This window comes from Kitasatospora sp. NPDC022856 (assembly GCF_055561235.1).
Window position 1 is genome coordinate 224,231 of sequence record NZ_JBVHHE010000015.1, and the last position, 14,718, is coordinate 238,948.

Here is a 14,718-nt window from a genome sequence, read left to right on the forward strand (position 1 = left end):
CCTACGCCATTCCGATTGATATGACTGCGCATCACTCACACGAGGGAACTTCATTTAAAGATTTGCCCACGGAACATTAAAGGTCGCATAGTGAGAGTGCCTCATTTGGCCCTAGTGATGGCCAAGTTCAGGCAAAGTCCGGTGCGCGTCGCGCCCGGGCGGTAGCCGGCTGTCAGCCGGTCCCGCCGCCCGCCGCGCCGCGCCCACCTCGGCAGGTGAGGAGAAGGCAATGCTTCACGAAGACACGGCGCCGGGCTACGGGCAGCGCCTCCGCGAGGACGTCGCGGCCCAGGGGACGACCCCGCTCATCGGCGTCTACGACATGTACTCGGCCTCGATCGCGGCCGAGCACTACAACGGCATGTTCGTCTCGGGCTTCGGCTTCGCGGCGTCCTACTACGGCCTGCCGGACATCGGCTTCATCGCGTGGCCCGACATGGTGGCCTTCGTCGAGCGGCTGCGCGGCGCGTTCCCGCAGCACCACCTCCTGGTCGACATCGACGACGGCTACGTCGATCCGGAGGTGGCCTGCCACGTGGTGCGCAGGCTGGAGCGGATCGGCGCCTCCGGCGTCATCCTGGAGGACCAGAAGCGCCCGCGCCGCTGCGGTCACGCCGACGGCAAGCAGGTCCTGCCGCTGGAGGAGTACCTGGAGAAGCTCGACCAGGTCCTCGCCGCCCGCACCGACCTCGTGGTGGTGGCCCGGACGGATGCCACCGAGGAGAGTGACATCCTGCTGCGGGCCGAGGCGCTCGCGGCCACCGACGCCGACATCGTCCTGGTGGACGGAGTGCGCAGCGAGGAGTGGATCCGCCGGATCCGGCAGGTCGTGGGGGACAAGCCGCTGCTGTTCAACCAGATCGCCGGTGGCAAGTCCCCCCGGCTCTCGCTCTCCGAGCTGGGCGAGCTCGGCGTCGACGTCGCCATCTACAGCACTCCCTGCCTGTTCGCGGCGCACCGCGCGATGGACGAGGCGCTGGCCGGGCTGAAGGTGGCCGACGGCCGACTCCCGGCCGCCGCCGAGGACAGCCCCCAGATCGGGGTCCGGGAGTCCACCGAGTTGCTGGAGCGGAACATCGCCCGCCCGCGCCGGCGCGAGGCGGTAGGAGCGTGACGTCCGCATCGCGCGGCGGGGCGCGGCCGGGCCCGGCGTGGGGCGGCTCGGTGTCGGGGGGCTCGGCGTCGGGGGGCTCGGCGTCGGGCGGTTCGCGGCGGGGCCGTGCGGTCCCGCGCGGGCCGGCACCGAATCGCGCACCGGTGTCGGCCGGGGAGGTACCTCCGAGGCGTCGGGCCCTGTGGCATCCGGCCCTGTGGCGCCCGGCCGCCGCCGCTCTGTTCGGCGCCTGCGTTCTGCTCGGTGGGGCCGCCTCGCCCGCGGTGGCGGGCGGCAGCCTGATCACCGTGATCGACAACTCCCATTCGGACTCGCTGGTGAGCACCGACTCGCTCCTGGAGATCGACAAGTCGGGCAACCTCCAGTCCGGACAGGGCACGGCGGGCAGTGACCAGGGGCCGGCCAATGCCCTGGTGGGCACGGTGCTGGGGATCGCGCCGGTCACCGCGGTCGACTCGTCGGCAGGGAGCGACGAATGAGCGGCGGGCTCCGGCACCGGGCTCATGGACCCGGTGCCGGCCCGCCGGGTACGCCGGATCAGCCAGGTTCGTCGGGCCCGCCCGGCCCGCCGGATCGGGCTGCTGCGGGGCCGGACGGCCCGGAGGCCGTGGCAGCGAGCCCGAGTGCGGGGCCGGCCGCGCCGCCCGGGCCCGGTCCGGCTCGACGCGGGCGCCGGCTGCGCGGGCTCGACCCGTACGTGGCGGCGCTGGCGGGCACCGTCCTGCTCGCCACCTTGCTTCCCGCCACCGGTCGGGCCGCCCGGGGGGCCGAGCTGGCCTGCGACCTCGCGGTCGGGTTGCTCTTCTTCCTGTACGGGGCCCGGCTCTCCGCCCGCGAGACGCTGGCCGGGCTGCGCCACCTCCGGCTGCACGGCCTGGTCCTGGCCTGCACCTTCGTCCTCTTCCCCCTGCTCGGGCTCGCCACCGCCGCCCTGACACCCCGTCCGCTCACCGAGCAGCTGCAGACCGGCGTGCTGTTCCTCTGCCTCGTCCCGTCGACGGTGCAGTCCTCGGTGGCGCTCACCGGCGCCGCTCGCGGCAACGTCCCGGCCGCCATCTGCGCGGGCACCTACTCCAGCCTCGCCGGCCTGCTCCTCACGCCGCTGCTGGCCGCCTGGTTGCTGGGCGCCCACACCGCCCTGTCCGCCGACGGCCTGCTGCGGATCGGTGCGCAACTGCTCGCACCGTTCCTCCTCGGGCAGGCGCTGCGCCCGAGGATCGGCGGGTTCCTCACCAGGCACAAACGCCTCCTCACCCCGGTGGACCGGGGCTCGATCCTGCTCGTCGTCTACACCGCCTTCAGCGCGGCGGTGGCCCAGGGCATCTGGAGCCTGACCACCCCCACCGCCCTGCTCGGCCTGCTGGCGGTGCTGCTCGCCCTGCTCGCCACCACCCTCGCCCTCACCGGGCTCGGCGCCCGCCTGCTGGGGCTCGACCGGGCGTCCGGCATCGCGGCCGTCCTCTGCGGCTCACAGAAGAGCCTGGCGAACGGCCTGCCGATGGCGACCGTCCTGTTCGGACCGCAGGCCGGGCTGCTGGTGATGCCGTTGATGGTGTATCATCAGCTCCAGCTGATCGCCGGCGCGCTCCTCGCCGACCGCTGGTCACGGGCGCCGGACCCTTCCGAGGAGGAGCCGGCCGCCGCCGGCGGGGAGAGCGGCGTCCACGCCGAGTGGGAGTCGGAGGCCGCGGTGTCCGGTGGCGAGGAACCGCTCCCGGTCGGCCGGTCGCAGGACTGACCGGTCCGCCGAGCGCTGCCCGAGAACGTCCACCCGGCCCGCCGGAACCATCGGGCGCGAGCACGGAACTCCCCCCGAGCGGCCCTGGCCAGCAGGTCGGGGCCGCTCCTCGCCCGGCCGTACATGGTGGAAACACTCCAAGATCGTCTCGCGATCATTGTTCCTGGCAGGGCCCACGGCCCGCATGCGACCTGGAACAGACTGGCAGGGCGCGGTGGCCCGGTCGGCCGCCGCGCTCCTGTCACGGCCGACCCAAGGACTGCCATCGTGAACGAGCGTGTTCTCACTCCCCGCAACCGGGGGTTCCTCTTTCTCGACTCCCACCCGGCCGGGTGCGGGCAGTTGGTGGCCGACATGTGGCAGGCCTGCCCCGCCCCGGCCGCTCCGCCAGAGGGCGACGGGAAGGTGGCGCTGGTCATCGGTTCCTCCGCCGGGTACGGTCTGGCGGCCACGCTCGCCGGTCTCAAGCGGGCGGGTATCCGCGGTATCGGTGTGTCCTTCGAGAAGGCCCCCACCGCACGCCGCACCGCGACGGCCGGCTGGTACCGCACCGCCGCCACCGCCGACCTGGCCCGCGCCGCCGGGCGGGACATGGTCTTCCTCAACGGTGACGCGTTCTCCGACGCGATGAAGGAGCAGGTCGCCGATCTCGTCGAGCAGCGGTTCGGCGGCCGACTGGACCACCTGATCTACTCGGTGGCCGCGCCCCGGCGTACCGACCCGGAGACCGGCGCCACCTACGCCTCGGTCCTCAAGCCGATCGGCGGGGTGAACCGCACCAAGACCCTGGTCTTCGACGAGGACGGCGTGCCCGAGGTCCGCGAGGTCGAGACCGGGCCGGCCGAGGGCGACGACGTGGCACAGACCGTGGCCGTGATGGGCGGCGCCGACTGGGAACGGTGGATCGACCACCTCGCCGGGCGGGGGCTGCTCGCCGAGGGGTTCAGCACCGCCGCGCTCTCCTACATCGGCTCGTCGCTGACGGCGGCGATCTACCGGCAGGGCACCATCGGCGCGGCCAAAGCCCACCTGGAGGCCACCGCCCGGACCCTCGACGCACAGCTCGGCAGGACGGTGGGCGGGCGGGCCGTGACCTCCGTCAACGGCGCCGCCGTCACCCAGTCCTCCACCGCGATCCCCGGCATCGCCCTCTACACCGGCCTGCTGCGCGGCGTCCTCGGGGGCGGCCTCGTCCCGCCGATCCACCAGCTCGCCGCCCTGTGGGACCAGCTCACCGGCACCGCCCCGCTCGCCCTGGACGACGAGGGCCGGGTCCGCCTGGACACCTTCGAACTGACCGACGACGTCCAGGCCGCCGTCGCGGCCCGCTGGGAGAGCGCCACCACGGCGACCATCGCCGACCTGGCCGACCTCGACTGGTTCCGCGCCGAGGTCCGCCGCCTCTACGGCTTCTCGGTGCCCGGCATCGACTACACCGCCCCGGTCGCCACCGCCATCCCCTGGCCCGACCACACCTCCTGAGGAATGCCCCACGGCCGGGACGGGCGGGCTGCCGCAGGCCCCGCCGGGGTGGTCCGCCCGGCCTCCGGGCCGGGGTGCGGGCCGTGGGCGCGCCTCAGCGGACGTAGTAGGGCCGGTTGTGCGCGGCGACCGGCGGGGACTGGTAGGTCCAGACGCCGGCGGCGGGCGCCGTCCCGATCAGGCGGTCGAGGTCGGCGACCGCCTCGTCGGCCGACTCGGCCCCGCCGGCGCCCGCCGGCCGCTCGCCGAGGGTGAGCCGGACCCGCTCCGCGGTGCGGTCGTCCAGCGCGTAGAACCGGTAGGTGTCATGGACGTCGAGCGGCCCGGCCAGCAGCCGGCCCTCCTCGTCGGTGCCGTAGCCGGTGATCGGCGTGTTGTTGACCGCCTCGGGCGTGAGGCCCACCAGGTCGGCCTCGACGGCGAACAGTTCGCCGTCCTCGCGGCTCAGCCCGTCCGGACCGAGCGCGGCGCGACGGCAGGAGACCGACCAGCGCTCGCGCACGGACGCGGCGTTGAGCGAGGGCAGCTCCGCCTCGAACCAGCCGGGCCGCTTCGGCTCGGCGTAGAGCCTGCGGCCCGCGTCGATGGCGAGCGGGTTGTCGCAGAGGACGTGCATCCGGGCGATCCCGAGCAGCTTGGTCTGGTCGTAACCGCGGCTGTACTGGCCGTAGTTCAGCTCGGGGAGGCGGTCCTCGGCGAACGCGGGGTGGGCGATGACGTTGATCTCCACCTCCTGGGTGATCCCGCCGCCGCCCGGGTACTGCGCGAAGTAGAGCTGGTAGTTCAGCGAGACGCAGGCCATGCCGTCGAACAGGGCGACGGCCAGGCCCGGGTGGCGCTTGGCGAGCAGGTCGCGGCACGGGCCCGGGGCGACCAGGTAGTCCACCCCGATGTTGTGCAGCGCGCCGTAGTGGAACGGCAGGTGGTAGGGCTCGGGGACGGGCGGGAGCGGGAGTGCGGTCATCGGGACTCCGTCGGTCGTCGGGCGGGCACGGGCAGGTCTACCGGCGCGGCAGGTGCGGCAGGCACCGCAGGCGCCACCGGCGCGGCTGGTTCGGCTATCGTCACCGGTCCGTGCAGCGCCAGCAGGTCGCGGTGGATCCGGTCGGCGCTGCGCAGCGCGAGCGCCGCCATGGTGAGCGAGGGGTTGGAGGTGCCGAGCGAGGGCATCGATCCGCAGCCGACGGCGTAGAGGTTGGGGTGGTCCCAGCAGCGCTGCCACTGGTCGACGACGGAGTCGGTCGGCGAGTCGCCCATGAGGTGCGTGCCGCCGGCGTGGCCCGCCCCCCGGTAGGCGTACGGGCGGCCCTCGTGTTCGAGCCGGCCGGGCCAGCGCGGCCCGGCCTCGTAACGGGTGTGGTCCTCGGCGCCGAGCAGCGCGAACAGCTGGTCGGAGACGGCGCGGGCCGAAGCCATGCCGCGCCGCACGTACGGCGAGAGGTCGTAGTGCAGGGCGGGGCGCGGCAGCCCCAGCCGGTCCCGGCGGTCCGGGTCGAGGGTGACGCGGTTGGCCGGGTCGGCGGGCTGCTCCAGCTCGAACTGGAGGGTGAACTGCCGGCCGAGCCGGTCGCCCAGCCGCTCCCTCAGCTCCTTCCCGCGCACTCCGGCGGCCAGCAGTTCGGCCAGCTCGACCTGCGGCGGGCCGGCGGCCCAGGACCAGCCCCAGTTGCCGATCTCGACCCGGAACGGCGCGCGGCGGGTGCGGCCGCCCCCGAAGCGGAACGCCTCCAGCCCGCTGGTCGACCCCGGGCCACGGTAGGGGCCGACGGGGTCCGGCATGAGCCCCCAGGTGAGCAGGGCCGGGTGGTCCATCAGGTTCCGGCCGACCTGGTCGCTGCGGTTCGCCAGGCCGGAGAGGAGCAGCAGCCGGGCGTTCTCGATCGCGTGGGCGGCGAGGACGACCAGGTCGGCCTCGACCCGGTGGGTGGCTCCCCCGGAGAGGTAGTCGACCCCGGTGATCCGGCCGGTGCCGTCGGCGAGTACGCGGGCGGCCACGGCGTCGGTCCGCAGTTCGACGGTCGGTGCCCAGCGGGCCTGGGTGCGCAGCGGCGTGTACTTGGCGCCGCTCGGGCAGATCGGGACGCAGCTGGCGCTGCCCGCGCAGGGCGTGCCCGGTTCGTGCGGCGCGTCCCCGGCACGACGGTTCGGCAGGCCGTGGCGGGCGTGCGGGGTGGGGACGACGGCGAGGCTCGCCGCCTCGGGGGCGGCGGGGTCGCGGACGGTGCGGCCGTCCAGCGCGCGGGCCAGCCGCCGGTCGAGGTAGCTGGCGGGGATGGCGCGGGTCGGGAAGGCGTAGCCGTCCGGGATGGGCAGGCCGACGGCCTCGCGCTGCTGGTCGGCGTCGGCGGCCACGCCCAGCTCCCGCTCGGCCAGGCGGTAGTACGGTTCGAGGTCGTGGTAGCCGATCGGCCAGTTGCGGCCGTGACCGAGGTCGCCGGTGCGGAAGTCCTCGGGGTGCATGCGCGGGGCGAGTCCGGTCCAGAGCAGCCCGGTGCCGCCGTTGACCCGCAGGTAGCCGCTGGCGTACGGCAGGGGTCCGTGCTGGACCAGGTAGCCGGTCGCGTCGAAGCCGCCGTCCGGCCGCCCGGCGAGGTCGCCCACGTCGGGGGACGGCGCGTCCTCGCTGAGCGGGTACGGGGAGGTGGGCGTCCCGCCGCCGGCCGCGCGGTAGGCCGTCGCGGTGGCGGCGGCGGGCCGCGCGGGGTGCCCGGCCTCCAGGACGAGGACGCGCCAGCCCTGCGCTCCGAGCCGCTCGGCGACCAGCGAGCCGGCGAAGCCCGCGCCGACCACGACGGCGTCCCAGCGCGCGCTCATCGGCCGCCGCCGTACTGCGGCGCCTCGGCCCAGCTGCCGTGTCCGGGCGCGGCGGTGCCGGGCGCGGCGCCCTGGAAGGTGCGCCACATCAGGCCCCGGTCGTAGGCGCGGGGCGAGGAGGGCTGTTCGCCGGGCCAGGCGCCGACGTACCAGAGGTGGACGAGGGCGTGTTCGTCGCGGACCCGGCGGGCCAGCAGGGTGCGGTGGTGCTCGTGGGCCATGCCGGTGGCGCGCAGTTCCCCCTCGTCGAAGCCGGTGAGGCCGGCGGAGATCCGGAGGAACTCGTCGAAGTCCGCGAGGGCGTCGTGCTCGGCACCGTCGTCGTCCTCACGGTCCTCGCGGTCGCGACCCGCGTGCACACGGTCCGCATGGCGACGGTCCGCGTGGTCGTCGACGTCGAAGCGGTCGGCACGTCGGTGACGGCCGTCCTGCCCGTCACGGTCCCAGAAACGGTCGTCGTGGTCGTCGATGGCTGGCAACCGGGCACCCCCACACATGAGCACTGCATGGCCGAGACATGACACAGCAGCGGCACGGCAGACCGCCGTTGCGATCATTCCTCCCGACACCGGGGCGAGAGGCTCGATGCCGGAAACTGATCGACCCTGATCGACACGAGACCATTCAAAGCGCGATTTCGATCATCCAAACCATCAGAAGTGTACGAATCAGCCGCTTCCAGCGGGGCACCCGAGGGCGCGGGCCGGCCCGGGCGACAGCGTTCCGCGCCGCACGGCGGTGTCGCCCGGGCGGCCCAGCGCAGCGCGCGAAGGCGCCGGGCGGCTGCGATCTTCGGAGCACACGGCGGTGTACCGCCGTGCCTGGTGTCGAGACCTGGAGGCCCGGATGTGGCAGGCTCCCCCCGCGCCCGCTCCCTCGGACAGCGAGTGGCTGCCGGTGCTGGACATGTCCCCGCCGGGCCCGCAGAACCGGCTCACCGTGCTGGTGCGGATCCTGTTGCTGATCCCGCAGTTCATCGTGGTCTGGGCGCTGTCGGTGGTGGCGTTCTTCGTCACCGTGATCGGCTGGTTCGGTGCGCTGTTCCTCGGCCGACTACCGGGCTTCGCCGCCGACTACCTGTCGGGGTACGTCCCCTACGAGACCCGGGTGAACGCGTACCTGCTGCTCACCCACGACCGCTACCCGCCCTTCGCGTTCCGGACCCCGGGCTACCCGGTACAGGTCGAACTGCGGCCCGGTGAGCTCAACCGGCTCGCCGTGTTCTTCCGGATCATCCTGGCCATCCCCGCGATGATCATCCAGGCCGTGCTGTACAGCGGCTGGTGGACGGTCGCCTTCATCAGCTGGCTGGTGGTCCTGATCCTCGGCCGGATGCCGCAGGCCCTGTTCGAGGCCACCGCGGCGATCCTGCGCTACCGGATGCGGTACCTGGCGTATCTGCTGATGCTCACCTCCGCCTATCCGAAGCGGCTGTTCGGCGACGAGCCGACCACCGCGCCGAGCGGGCCGGTGTCGGGGACCCACCCCCTGGTGCTGAGCAGCGGCGGGCGCGGCCTGCTGGTGGCGTTCCTCGTGATCGGCGTGCTCTCCTCGGCCGCGGGCTCGATCACGTCGACGTTCACGGACGGCGACGACGACACCAAGAGCGTCACCGGCCCCCCGGTGCCGGGCCCACTCGCACCCGGACCCGGCTCCCCCGCCGTCCACCACGCCCGACTCCTTCCCTGACCCGGCCCACGCCGCGGGCCTGAGCGCTACGACGCGCCGCTCTCCCCCAGGTACTCGGCCACGACCTTCTTCGGGACGACCATCCGCCAGGCCTCGACGACCAGTTCACGCATCTCGGCCGCGTCGACGGCGTCCGTGCGGACCTGCACCCAGTTGAACCGCTCGTCCGCCGGCTCCGGCATCAGGAACTTCTGCGGCTCGGCCGCGACCAGGGCCGCCCGCTCCTCCTTGGGGAAGGCGAAGCCCATGACCGTCTCGTCCCGCGAGAACGCCAGGTAGACGATCCCCCGGACCCGGAACTTGACCCGGTCCCTGACCAGCCCCTCCTCGGTACGCGGCAGGGACCGGGCCAGGGTGCGCACCTCTTCGACCGTGATCGCCATGCGGCGAGCCTCTCACGCCGCACTGACAGCGGCCGGGACCACACCGCCGAGACCACACGCCGGCCCAGGTGTCCGGTTCAGGCGCGGGACCGGGCCTGCTGCCAGAGCGCGGGATCCGTGAAGTGCACGTCGTAGCGGTCCTGTTCGGGGAGGAGCCGGTCGAAGGTGTCCAGCCCGGCGGCGACCCGGCCGAGATGGCGGAAGTACCCGAAGCGCTCCACCGCGGGTGACATCACCACGAGCAGGGCGACCGTCCGACCGGGCGCCGCGCCGAACGCGTGCGGCAGCCCGGGCGGGACGACCACCAGGTCGCCCACGGCGGCGACCCTGGACCGGTCACCCAGCAGGAACTCCGCGACGCCGCCGAGCACGTAGAACAGCTCGGCGGACCGCGCGTGGTAGTGCGGCCGGGCGCCGTCCGCCCCCTCCGCCAGGACGAGGCGGTTGACGCCGAACGCTCCGCCGCCCGGCGCGTCGGCACCACTGCCGCCGCCGTCGGCCAGCAGGTGGAAGGCGCTGCCCGCGGACAGGGCGACGCGCTCGGCGTCGGCCGCCCGGACGAGCAGCGGCTCGCGGATCGCTTCGGGGGTGGTGGGGTACGGGGTCGGCATCGGTACGTCCTTCGTGGGTAAGCGACTGATCGGATCCATTCGAACGCGGGAATAGCGGGCGAACCAGGAGCAGTTGGCGATGACACCGATCAGTGATCGCGATCGGTCGGGGACGCGGCGGAAGACGACGACGGACGGGGAGCATGGAACTCCGGCAACTGGCCTACGCGGTGGCGGTGGCCGACGAGGGCGGGTTCGGGCGCGCCGCCGATCGGCTGGGCATCGTGCAGTCGGCCGTCAGCCAGCAGGTCATGCGGCTGGAGCGCGAGCTGGGGGTGATCCTCTTCGACCGTTCGACCCGGCGCGTCCGGCCGACCGCCGCCGGTGAGCGCCTGCTGCCGGAGGCCCGCGCCGTCCTCGCGGCGGCCGACCGCACCCGCCGGGTGGCGGCCGAGATCGCCGCCGGGGCCGAGGGCGTACTCCGGCTCGGCGCCGTCCACGGGCCCGGCGACCGGCTCTACGACGTCCTGTCCGCGCTGTCGGACCTCGCGCCGCAGCTACGCGTCCGGCTCACCCGGGCCGCCCCGCCGGAACGGCTCGCCCAAGTCCGCTCGGGCACGCTGGACGCCGCCTTCGTACGCGGCCCGGCCGCCGTCCCCGGGCTGGAGCTGCTCCCGCTCTGGAGCGACCCGCTGTACGCCGCCCTGCCGGCCGGCCACCCGGCGGCCGCACTCGATCCGCTCCGCCCGGCCGACCTGCGCGACCTGCCGCTGCGCCTGGCCCCCCGCGCGCGGAACCCGCCCTTCCACGACCTGATCACCGCCGCCTGGCAGGCGGCCGACCTCGGCACACCGGTCACCGGGCCGCCGTTCACCACGCTGCGCGAGACGCTCACCGAGATCGCCGACGACGCGCCCTCGTGGACGGTCCTCTACCGGGTGTCCGACCTGCCCCCGGTCCCCCGGATCGCCTACCGCCCACTCGCGGGCCTCACCGTCACCACGTCACTCGCGGTGCGCAGCGGCCCGCCTCCCCCGGCACTGCGCCGGCTCCTTGAGGCGGTCCACCGCAGTTCGGCCCCGACGAAGCCGTCACCCGCCACGGGGACCGGCCGTTAGGCGAACCCGGACAGGTCCGCCAGCACCACGGCCACCAGCTCGCGGCGACTGCGCACACCGAACTTGTCGAAGACGGCGGTCAGGTGCTCCTGCACGGTGTTGGCGGAGATGTGGAGTTCGTCGACCAGCTGGCGGGTGGACCGCCCCCGGATGACCAGGGCGGCGACCCGGGTCTGGGCGTCGGTGAGTCCGTGGGCGCTGAGCAGGACCGCGCCGAGTTCCGCCGGTCGGGCCGGTTCCACCACCACGCCGATCTGCGCGCCCAGGCGACTGGTGTGCAGGGCGAGCCACCGGCCGGAGCGCCCTCGGACGCGGACGGTCGAGGGCACCGGCCCGGCGGCGGCCGCGAGCACGCTGACCGGGAGCAGACCCGCGTCCTGCCGGTCGCCGTCGGGGAAGTCGGTCAGCCACTGCTCGGCCTCGGGGCTCATGGACACCGTCCTGAACGCGGAGTCGAGCAGGATGAGGCCCACCCCGTCCGGGCCGGTGGTGGCGTTCGGAGGTGGTAGCGCGGTCACCGCCGTGCGCAGACCGGCCGCCAGAACCGGAGCGACGCGTCGGACCAGGGCGATCTCCTCATCGGTGAAGCCCGGGGAGGATGCCTCCCGGTGCAGGCAGAGCACTCCCCAGCAGCGGTGCCCGGTGACCAGAGCGGCGCGCAGTTCGTCGCCGAGCCCCAGCGGGGCCATGATCTCCCGGTAGCGGGCGCTGTCCGTCCGGCTGCCCTCGGTGGCCCGGTCCAGCGACCCGACCGGATCCGCCGCCCCGGCGAGGCCCGCGAACTTGTTGACGTCCGCCTGCCCGAACTCGTTGTCGAGGAACAGCGCCGTCGCGGGGCCGAGCGGGTCCTCGGCGGTCGCCGAGGTGAACAGCAGCGTCACCGGATCGACGGTCGCGGAGAAGGCCGCCTCCGCCGGCACCACCCGGCGCAGACGGCCGACGATCTCCGTGCCCAGCGCGGCGGTGTCCAGCCCGCTGCGGCACCGTCGCTCGATGTCGGCGAGCCGGCGTTCCACGACCGCGCCTGCCGCCACGTACATCAGCGTACGCCGCCCGACTACCCCGGGCCCGGGACGAGCCCGAGCTGGCGCAGCAGCCCCAGCTCGTCGAGCCGGCCCCAGCGCTCGACGATGCGGCCCTCCCGGAGCCGGAAGATGTTGATCCCCCGCAGCGTGACGGTACGGCCGGTGGGCGGCGCGCCGAAGATCTCGCCACGCTGGGTGCCACTGGCGCTGAAGTGCTCCACGACCATGTCACCCTCGGCGACGAGGAAGTCGGGCATGGCGTGCCAGTCGGGGAACGCGCCGCGGAACAGCACGGCGGCCGCGCGCATGCCCTCACGGCTGGTGTCGGTGCCGACCGGCGGGTCGTGGTTGAGGAAGTCCTCGGCGAGGTACTCGTCGACCGCCGCGAGGTCGCCCTGGGTGAACAGTGCGTCGATGAAGGCACGCACGATCTCCCGGTTGTCTGTGGTTCGGGTCTGCTCGATGGTGTCCATAGCCACAGTCTTGGACGCCGCCCGGGCCCCCGGTACCCCAAGAACCTGGGGTTTCGCCCCCGACCGGGATGCGGGCCGGGCTCAGACGCTACCGAACTCGCCGGACCGGACACCGGCGACGAACGAGTGCCAGGCATCGGCGGCGAAGAGGAGCGCGGGGCCGTCGGGGTCCTTGGAGTCCCGGACAGGGACGGTGCCGGGGAGGCTCGTGGAGACCTCCAAACACTGACCACCATTGTCGGAGTAGGACGACTTCACCCAGGAAGCACCGGACAGGGCAGAGGTCATGGGGCCAACTCCCTTCCGTCAGACCGCACCGAAGTCACCGGCTCGAACGGCGGAGACGAAGGACAGCCAGGCATCGGCGAGGAATCGGCGAGGAAGACGAGCGCGGGGCCCTCGGGATCCTTGGAGTCACGCACCGGAACAGACCCGGGGAAGTCCGCCGAGACTTCCAGGCACTCACCCCCGTTGTTGCTGTAGGTGCTCTTGCGCCACCTGACGCCGGTGAGATCAACAGCCATGACTCTCGCGTCCCTTCGTCCATCGGACACGCTCAACATACCCACCTCGACGGGCTACAGACACCCCACGGAACGGGCCCCGACCGGGATACGGTCGGGGCCCTCACGCACAGGTCAGTCTCAGACAGCGCCGAACTCACCCGTCCGAACGCCAGCAATGAACGACTGCCAGGCATCGGCGGGGAACACAAGTGCAGGGCCCTCGGGATCCTTGGAGTCACGGACGGGGGCCAAGCCGGGGTAGTCAGGCGAGATCTCGACACAGTTGCCACCGTTACCACTGTGTCGCGACTTCACCCATCGGGCGCCGGTCAGGTTGATGGGCGTCATTCAAGGTCCTTCCGAACAGCGCGGATCATGTCGAGCGAAGCAGCTGTGGACAGCGACTCCACTTGCAACTGATCGTAGTCCTCTTCCCAAGCTGCGATAGTCGTGCGGCCCCGCTCCAGGTACCCCCGAAGTTGGGACTCTGCATAGCCGACCACTGATCGATCCGGCAGTGTAAGCAATACCACGGGCAGCATGAAGGGACGCTGCTCCGCAAGGCCGAAGGGCGCGACCTGAATGGTGATGTTCGGTCGACCGGCCAGCGTCTCAAGGTGATCGAGTTGGGCGCACATGACCGTACGTCCGCCGACCGGCCGCAGAAGGCAGCTCTGATCGAGCACGGCATGGATGGTCGGCGGCGCCTGCTGGTCAAGCAAGCGTTGACGCTGAACCAGGAACGCCACACGTTCGTCGGCCTGCTCCTGGCTGATGCTGCCACGACGGACACTTGCGGCTTCAAGTGCTGTGGCATAGACGGGTGTTTGGAGCAGCCCAGGGATCACGCCCAACTCGAAGGTACGCAGGCGCCGACATCTGGCTTCGGCTTCCGCGAACTCGGCGAATCCCTCAAGCAAGCTGGCTCGCGAGTAGCGCCTCCACAGCTCATAGAAGGTACCTCCGGTCTCGAACACATCGTCAGCCCTAACCGCAAAGTTATGGGTTACGGGCTTCTTCGCTCGTTCGACGTACGAGACCATGGCGTTCGAGAAGCCCATCCGCCGTCCCAATTCGGTCTGCGACCATCGCATGGCCCGCCTTGACCTGCGAAGTTCTGCGCCGAAGCGGGCGAGTGGAGACAAGGTCGGGTCAGAATCACCGTGCTGCATGGGCATTGCCACCTCTAACCGGACGGAAGAGTCAAGGGTTAGACCCTGGCAATCGTAGAGCCACTCGGGCCACCATGGCTACACCCCGCAACAACTCGGGGACTCACAGCAACCAATGGAGCCCGCATGCCCAGCCGCCCCCGCACGCCCGCGTACCAGCCCCGGATCGGCGAAGTCGTCCGCGACCGGGCTCACCGCTCCCCCGACGGGCAGCCCGCCGAAGGCGTCTACATGGACACCCTCGGCGGCACCGCCTACCTGCGGCCCGAAGCCGGCGGCTGCGAGTGGACCACCCGGCCCGAGGACCTCCAGCGGCTCGACCAGCCCCGCCACATCCCCGTCCAGCACCCGAGCCCGCCCCGCGCGAACAGCGCGGCGTGAGCCCGGCGTCCAGGCTCCTCGCGGTCACCCTCACGATCCCCGCGCTCAGCGCCGGAGCTGCCGCCCTCGCCTGCCGGCCGATCCGCGACGGGCCGCTCACACCCCGACTCCTCGTCTTCGGCCTCATCCTCACCACCGGCGTCGTCGCCGGACTCCCCACCGCCTACACCTGGCGACTCCAACCCCCTCCACCCCAGGAGCAAGCCGTGCTCTACCCCCTGCCCGACATCCTCACCAACCCGCCCCGCCGACGCCTCGGCCACCAGACCCTC

Annotated in this window: 19 protein-coding genes; 8 read left to right on the plus strand and 11 right to left on the minus strand. The window is 72.8% G+C overall.

The features are described from left to right. The first annotated feature begins 229 nt into the window (after positions 1-229). The 4 genes from ACZ34W_RS21135 (at position 230) to fabV (ending at position 4,334) form a co-directional block, all read left to right on the plus strand. Positions 230-1,114, plus strand: coding sequence for an isocitrate lyase/PEP mutase family protein (locus ACZ34W_RS21135; RefSeq protein WP_396486216.1), 885 nt, complete (start codon positions 230-232; stop codon positions 1,112-1,114). A 287-nt stretch (positions 1,115-1,401) separates the two neighbouring features. Next, positions 1,402-1,593: a hypothetical protein gene (locus tag ACZ34W_RS21140; RefSeq protein ID WP_329485823.1), complete on the plus strand. Its 192-nt coding sequence runs from the start codon at positions 1,402-1,404 to the stop codon at positions 1,591-1,593. Positions 1,594-1,790: 197 nt separating this feature from the next. After that, positions 1,791-2,852: a bile acid:sodium symporter family protein gene (locus ACZ34W_RS21145; protein WP_465606181.1), complete on the plus strand. Its 1,062-nt coding sequence runs from the start codon at positions 1,791-1,793 to the stop codon at positions 2,850-2,852. A 267-nt stretch (positions 2,853-3,119) separates the two neighbouring features. Further along, the gene (fabV, locus tag ACZ34W_RS21150; RefSeq protein ID WP_465606143.1) at positions 3,120-4,334 is read left to right on the plus strand and encodes an enoyl-[acyl-carrier-protein] reductase FabV; all 1,215 of its coding nucleotides are present in this window, start codon (positions 3,120-3,122) and stop codon (positions 4,332-4,334) included. A gap of 94 nt (positions 4,335-4,428) precedes the next feature. Here fabV and ACZ34W_RS21155 read toward each other — a convergent pair whose 3' ends face one another. The 3 genes from ACZ34W_RS21155 to ACZ34W_RS21165 are packed head-to-tail and all read right to left on the minus strand — an operon-like array spanning position 4,429 to position 7,627. Further along, positions 4,429-5,298: a hypothetical protein gene (locus ACZ34W_RS21155; protein WP_465606145.1), complete on the minus strand. Its 870-nt coding sequence runs from the start codon at positions 5,296-5,298 to the stop codon at positions 4,429-4,431. After that, positions 5,295-7,148 (minus strand): GMC family oxidoreductase, encoded by a 1,854-nt coding sequence (locus tag ACZ34W_RS21160; protein ID WP_465606147.1) that lies wholly within the window; start codon positions 7,146-7,148, stop codon positions 5,295-5,297. The genes ACZ34W_RS21155 and ACZ34W_RS21160 overlap by 4 nt, the downstream gene beginning before the upstream one ends. Beyond that, positions 7,145-7,627 (minus strand): hypothetical protein, encoded by a 483-nt coding sequence (locus tag ACZ34W_RS21165; protein ID WP_465606149.1) that lies wholly within the window; start codon positions 7,625-7,627, stop codon positions 7,145-7,147. The genes ACZ34W_RS21160 and ACZ34W_RS21165 overlap by 4 nt, the downstream gene beginning before the upstream one ends. Before the next feature lie 367 nt (positions 7,628-7,994). Between ACZ34W_RS21165 and ACZ34W_RS21170 the strand changes: the two genes are divergently transcribed. Beyond that, positions 7,995-8,837, plus strand: a complete 843-nt coding sequence (locus ACZ34W_RS21170; RefSeq protein ID WP_465606151.1) for a DUF4389 domain-containing protein — start codon at positions 7,995-7,997, stop codon at positions 8,835-8,837. A gap of 26 nt (positions 8,838-8,863) precedes the next feature. Here the strand turns inward: ACZ34W_RS21170 and ACZ34W_RS21175 are convergent, their stop codons facing one another. Together ACZ34W_RS21175 and ACZ34W_RS21180 are read right to left on the minus strand one after the other, a co-directional pair. After that, positions 8,864-9,220, minus strand: a complete 357-nt coding sequence (locus ACZ34W_RS21175; RefSeq protein ID WP_465606153.1) for an MmcQ/YjbR family DNA-binding protein — start codon at positions 9,218-9,220, stop codon at positions 8,864-8,866. Between the two features lie 77 nt (positions 9,221-9,297). Next, the gene (locus ACZ34W_RS21180) at positions 9,298-9,831 is read right to left on the minus strand and encodes a cupin domain-containing protein (protein WP_329485830.1); all 534 of its coding nucleotides are present in this window, start codon (positions 9,829-9,831) and stop codon (positions 9,298-9,300) included. Between the two features lie 143 nt (positions 9,832-9,974). On the opposite strand from ACZ34W_RS21180, the gene ACZ34W_RS21185 reads away from it, so the two are divergent. Continuing rightward, positions 9,975-10,889, plus strand: coding sequence for a LysR family transcriptional regulator (locus ACZ34W_RS21185; RefSeq protein WP_329485831.1), 915 nt, complete (start codon positions 9,975-9,977; stop codon positions 10,887-10,889). On the opposite strand, the gene ACZ34W_RS21190 is transcribed toward ACZ34W_RS21185, so the two are convergent. The 6 genes from ACZ34W_RS21190 to ACZ34W_RS21215 form a co-directional block, all read right to left on the minus strand. Continuing rightward, positions 10,886-11,923, minus strand: a complete 1,038-nt coding sequence (locus tag ACZ34W_RS21190) for a helix-turn-helix transcriptional regulator (protein WP_465606156.1) — start codon at positions 11,921-11,923, stop codon at positions 10,886-10,888. The two genes, ACZ34W_RS21185 and ACZ34W_RS21190, sit on opposite strands and share 4 nt — an antisense overlap. Positions 11,924-11,946: 23 nt before the next feature. Continuing rightward, positions 11,947-12,387: an ester cyclase gene (locus tag ACZ34W_RS21195; protein ID WP_329485833.1), complete on the minus strand. Its 441-nt coding sequence runs from the start codon at positions 12,385-12,387 to the stop codon at positions 11,947-11,949. Positions 12,388-12,468: 81 nt separating this feature from the next. Next, complete coding sequence (locus ACZ34W_RS21200; protein ID WP_465606158.1) at positions 12,469-12,675, minus strand: DUF397 domain-containing protein; 207 nt, start codon at positions 12,673-12,675, stop codon at positions 12,469-12,471. Further along, positions 12,672-12,950 (minus strand): DUF397 domain-containing protein, encoded by a 279-nt coding sequence (locus tag ACZ34W_RS21205; protein ID WP_465606183.1) that lies wholly within the window; start codon positions 12,948-12,950, stop codon positions 12,672-12,674. Before ACZ34W_RS21205 ends, ACZ34W_RS21200 begins: the two co-directional genes overlap by 4 nt. Positions 12,951-13,031: 81 nt before the next feature. Further along, positions 13,032-13,241, minus strand: coding sequence for a DUF397 domain-containing protein (locus tag ACZ34W_RS21210; RefSeq protein ID WP_465606160.1), 210 nt, complete (start codon positions 13,239-13,241; stop codon positions 13,032-13,034). Continuing rightward, positions 13,238-14,065, minus strand: a complete 828-nt coding sequence (locus ACZ34W_RS21215; RefSeq protein ID WP_465606162.1) for a helix-turn-helix domain-containing protein — start codon at positions 14,063-14,065, stop codon at positions 13,238-13,240. The genes ACZ34W_RS21210 and ACZ34W_RS21215 overlap by 4 nt, the downstream gene beginning before the upstream one ends. Before the next feature lie 126 nt (positions 14,066-14,191). Between ACZ34W_RS21215 and ACZ34W_RS21220 the strand changes: the two genes are divergently transcribed. Together ACZ34W_RS21220 and ACZ34W_RS21225 are read left to right on the plus strand one after the other, a co-directional pair. After that, complete coding sequence (locus tag ACZ34W_RS21220) at positions 14,192-14,446, plus strand: hypothetical protein (RefSeq protein WP_329491179.1); 255 nt, start codon at positions 14,192-14,194, stop codon at positions 14,444-14,446. Further along, a partial coding sequence (locus tag ACZ34W_RS21225) for a hypothetical protein (protein WP_465606164.1) occupies positions 14,443-14,718 on the plus strand: 276 nt, incomplete at its 3' end. The genes ACZ34W_RS21220 and ACZ34W_RS21225, both read left to right, overlap by 4 nt.

Bases quoted from the DNA above. Each gene is read 5' to 3' on its own strand.
- ACZ34W_RS21220 (WP_329491179.1), top strand. From the start codon at position 14,192: ATGCCCAGCCGCCCCCGCACGCCCGCGTACCAGCCCCGGATCGGCGAA.
- ACZ34W_RS21215 (WP_465606162.1), bottom strand. From the start codon at position 14,065: ATGCAGCACGGTGATTCTGACCCGACCTTGTCTCCACTCGCCCGCTTC.
- ACZ34W_RS21160 (WP_465606147.1), bottom strand. From the start codon at position 7,148: ATGAGCGCGCGCTGGGACGCCGTCGTGGTCGGCGCGGGCTTCGCCGGC.
- ACZ34W_RS21135 (WP_396486216.1), top strand. From the start codon at position 230: ATGCTTCACGAAGACACGGCGCCGGGCTACGGGCAGCGCCTCCGCGAG.
- ACZ34W_RS21175 (WP_465606153.1), bottom strand. From the start codon at position 9,220: ATGGCGATCACGGTCGAAGAGGTGCGCACCCTGGCCCGGTCCCTGCCG.
- ACZ34W_RS21155 (WP_465606145.1), bottom strand. From the start codon at position 5,298: ATGACCGCACTCCCGCTCCCGCCCGTCCCCGAGCCCTACCACCTGCCG.
- ACZ34W_RS21200 (WP_465606158.1), bottom strand. From the start codon at position 12,675: ATGACCTCTGCCCTGTCCGGTGCTTCCTGGGTGAAGTCGTCCTACTCC.
- ACZ34W_RS21180 (WP_329485830.1), bottom strand. From the start codon at position 9,831: ATGCCGACCCCGTACCCCACCACCCCCGAAGCGATCCGCGAGCCGCTG.
- ACZ34W_RS21170 (WP_465606151.1), top strand. From the start codon at position 7,995: ATGTGGCAGGCTCCCCCCGCGCCCGCTCCCTCGGACAGCGAGTGGCTG.
- ACZ34W_RS21185 (WP_329485831.1), top strand. From the start codon at position 9,975: ATGGAACTCCGGCAACTGGCCTACGCGGTGGCGGTGGCCGACGAGGGC.
- ACZ34W_RS21195 (WP_329485833.1), bottom strand. From the start codon at position 12,387: ATGGACACCATCGAGCAGACCCGAACCACAGACAACCGGGAGATCGTG.
- ACZ34W_RS21205 (WP_465606183.1), bottom strand. From the start codon at position 12,950: ATGTTGAGCGTGTCCGATGGACGAAGGGACGCGAGAGTCATGGCTGTT.
- ACZ34W_RS21210 (WP_465606160.1), bottom strand. From the start codon at position 13,241: ATGACGCCCATCAACCTGACCGGCGCCCGATGGGTGAAGTCGCGACAC.